The 1,618-nt window shown below is 36.8% G+C and carries 1 protein-coding gene; it reads right to left on the reverse strand.

The features are described from left to right. Positions 1-1,557 (reverse strand): IS1182 family transposase (locus DVW83_RS14570; protein WP_137239655.1); only part of this gene is annotated, 1,557 nt, incomplete at its 3' end. Positions 1,558-1,618 lie beyond the last annotated feature (61 nt).

Here is a 1,618-nt window from a genome sequence, read left to right on the forward strand (position 1 = left end):
TTTTTTCAAATTTAACGCCATTAGGGCTAATCCCACATCAATCTTCGCTCCTTGTTTCCCACGCAAGTGGAAACGATGGAACGACAATTGAGCCTTTAAATGACCAAATACTGGTTCGACATCGATTTTTCGTTTTCCATAAATCGAACCTATTTTTTCATCTAAAAGCTTCCTCTTACATTCTGCTTTGAAGTATCTCCATGAATTGTTGACTAGGATCTGTCGCTTCCGATTACTTTTGGCTTTTGTACATTGGCTACGAACAGGACATGCCTCGCAATCCTCGCATTCATAGACTTTAAAATCTCGGATAAATCCGCCTTTATCTTTTCTTCGACTGTACCGCTTGAATGGCACTGGACGTTTCGATGGACATATGTATTCATCTTGTTCTTCAAGGTAGAGCCAGTTTTCAACGTTAAATGGGTTATCCTTGTATTTTTTCTTGCTTTCTTTATGGTAGCTACCATATGTAATCAAAGGCGTTTTATGTAACACATCATGGATATACATATAATTTTCTTCACTACCGTAACCTGCGTCTGCCACAATATATTCAGGTAGTTCTTTGTGTTGCTCTAAAAAGTTGTCCAGAAATGGATTTAACGTTTTTGTATCTGTTGGATTTGGAAAGAGATCATAAGCTAGTACATACTGATTTTCTGTTGCGATTTGTAAGTTATAGCCTGGTTTCAATTGTCCATTGCGCATGTAATCGTCTTTCATTCGCATAAATGTAGCGTCTGTATCAGTTTTTGAAAAACTGTTGCGGTCTTGAAACAAGCGCATATAGGCTTCGTATTTTTGTTTTCTTGGCAGATAATCTGTTTGAACTTTTCGTAGATATTTTTTATAGGTTCTGCACTTTTTCTTTAATGGGCTCTGTTTTTCTTTCCGTTTTTCGTTTTGTAATTGTTGTTCTGTTTCCTGTAGTTCTGCTTCTAAGTGATGAGCGATTTCTTCCAATTGGTCGCTCATCAATCCAACGGATTGATTTTCTTCTTTTAAGCAAGGAAGAATTTCATCTTGATACAGCGTCTGATAAAAAGCTTCTGATTTTTCATCTAACAATCGTTCATAACGAGTGGTTGCTTTTCGCCAAACAAAACTGAACTTGTTGGCATCTGCTTCAATTTTTGTACCGTCAACGAAAATCACTTCATTATCAATTACTTGATTGGTAATCAATTGACGTCGAAATAAGACAAACGCTTCCGCTAAAAGATGAGCAGTTGTCTCGTGACTTCGGAATCGATTGATGGTACGATAACTCACTTGTTGGTGGTTCGCTAACCAGCGCATACGGTAACTATCATCCAATAGAAATTCTATTTTTCTTCCAGAAAATACCCGTTGTGTATAAGCATACAAAATAATTTTCAACATCATTTTGGGATGATAGGCAGGTCTTTCCAGCTGATGTTCGAGTTGATTGAAGAGCGATTGTGGGATGGCTTCTACTAACGAGTTAACCGCAAAAGCAACATCAGTTTCTGAAATATATTGTTCTATATCTAATAGTAAAGTCGTTTGATTGATGGTATAATTTTTAAACATAAGGCACACTCCTTGTCGGTTTGGTTTAGTCACTTTAATCATACAAGGTTGTGTGCTTTTT

Origin of the sequence: Enterococcus sp. VV15 (assembly GCF_005236045.1) — a bacterium.
Classification (GTDB): domain Bacteria; phylum Bacillota; class Bacilli; order Lactobacillales; family Enterococcaceae; genus Enterococcus_B; species Enterococcus_B durans.